The organism is Carnobacterium sp. (genome assembly GCF_032094055.1).
Classification (GTDB): domain Bacteria; phylum Bacillota; class Bacilli; order Lactobacillales; family Carnobacteriaceae; genus Carnobacterium_A.
Window position 1 is genome coordinate 10,417 of sequence record NZ_DAMDAK010000077.1, and the last position, 1,828, is coordinate 12,244.

Annotated in this window: 3 protein-coding genes; all 3 read right to left on the reverse strand. The window is 37.5% G+C overall.

Going from position 1 to position 1,828, the window contains the following annotated elements; all coding sequences use genetic code 11:
- Positions 1-389: GTPase (locus RT405_RS10765; protein WP_313469631.1), on the reverse strand; the 389-nt coding region annotated here is incomplete at its 3' end.
- 65 nt (positions 390-454) lie between these two features.
- A complete protein-coding gene (locus RT405_RS10770) occupies positions 455-1,324 on the reverse strand; it encodes a neutral zinc metallopeptidase (protein ID WP_313469632.1) in 870 nt (289 codons plus the stop codon).
- A gap of 173 nt (positions 1,325-1,497) precedes the next feature.
- Positions 1,498-1,828: YrrS family protein (locus tag RT405_RS10775; RefSeq protein ID WP_313469633.1), on the reverse strand; the 331-nt coding region annotated here is incomplete at its 5' end.

A 1,828-nucleotide genomic window follows, 5' to 3' on the forward strand; every position in this document is an offset into this window, starting at 1 on the left:
AAAGGCTCGATTCGAGAAGAATTAGCATTGATACAATAATAGACTAAATGAATTTCTTCATTAGTCGAGTGCTTTTTCCCTTCTGAAATAGTAGAAAAGATTTCTTTCTGTATTTCTTTTTGTACTTCAAGGTTCAGTTCTAAACCTCGAGTATCGTACAAAACAATGGGGATTCCTTCTTTTGTGATTTTTCTTAAATGTTTAGTGATAGGACGACCAATCCCAGTTTTTGCTAAATTTTCGCGAAAAACATTATTGATTAAAGTACTTTTACCAACGCCTGTTTTTCCTACTAATAAAATATTGACTGGTTTCATCTTTTTTATTTCATTTTCTGTTTTGTTCAAGACTTCTTCGGCTATATTAAAATTTTTTTCAAGATTTTTCATCATTACCTCCATCATTCTGCTTTACAATAAAGCTGCCCCAGGATTATTTGGAAGACTATGCTTTTTTAAGGAAGTTCAAACCTAGATTCACCATTAAATGTATCGCCGTTTTCTAAGTTGCCAGATTTAAATCCGCGGTCAAACCAATACATTCTTTGTTCAGAAGTACCATGGGTGAAACTTTCAGGCACAACATACCCTTGTGCTTGCTGTTGAAGGCGATCATCCCCTACTGCACCGGCAGCATTGATTGCTTCTTCGTAATCTCCTTCTTCTAGATAACCTAAACCTTGAGCATAATGTGCCCAAACCCCCGCTAAGTAGTCCGCTTGCAATTCAAATCGTACTTGATATTTATTGAACTCAGTCTCACTTAATTGATTGCGTAAACTATCTAGTTGCTTTGTGAGTCCAAATTGTGTTTGGACATGGTGGCCTACTTCATGTGCTACTACATATGCCATCGCAAAGTCTCCTGGCGCATTAAATTGCTGACTTAATTCATCATAAAAGCTTAAATCAATATATAAATTAGCATCTCCAGGACAATAAAACGGTCCCGTTGAAGAACCTGCGACTCCACAAGCTGATTGAACAGACCCAGAAAAAAGAACTAATGTGGGATCTTGATAAACATATCCATAATCTTGAAAAATATCCGTCCAAACATCTTCTGTATCTGCCAAGACTACAGAAACAAAATCAGCTCGCTCGGCTTCTGTTTCTGTTTCTTGGTATGGAGCAGTAGTTGTATTAGTACCCGTATCCATTAAGGCTGAATTTAAGAAATCTCCAAAATCTCCGCCGTTTAAAAAAGTAAAGACTAATAGAATGAGGACACCGCCTATTCCTCCTCCTACTAAGGTCTTTCCTCCCATGCTGCTCCCTCTTCTATCCTCTACATGACTGCTTTTTCTTCTGTCTTTCCAGCGCATGGCTTCACCCTCCCTACAACAAAGTCTTTGTTACGGTTTCTTAAAGCCATCATATCATTTTTTTATGCAGGAATAGAAATGATAAGCGCTTATTGGGCCTGCTTATAATAAAAAAAGCCGATACTAATTGAAAATTTCTTTTAGTATCAACTTCTCATTTAATTTAGATGATCTTATCTTTTATCATTTGCTTTTAATTGCTCTACTTTCGTTGGTTGCCAGCCTTCATTGTCGATCCAGGTTAAATAAACACGGAAAGTTTTAGTTTGCTGACTATCTGAGACGGTCGCGACTACTTTTTGATCTCCGCCATTCTCTACTCGCCATTCAATCATATCATCTACCGCAATACCAGTAGCATTGGCATTTGCTTGTTTGATTTCTTTCCTATCTTGAGAACCGTCACTATAATTAGTCGCATGTGGCCCTTCTTGTTCTGTTGCTACTGGTTTCCAGTCACCGGTAATCGCTGAAGTAACATTATCATCTGATGGTTCTGTTTCT

What these genes read in the sequence shown, in the direction of transcription:
- RT405_RS10770 (WP_313469632.1), bottom strand. Translation starts at nt 1,324, where the DNA reads ATGCGCTGGAAAGACAGAAGAAAAAGCAGTCATGTAGAGGATAGAAGA.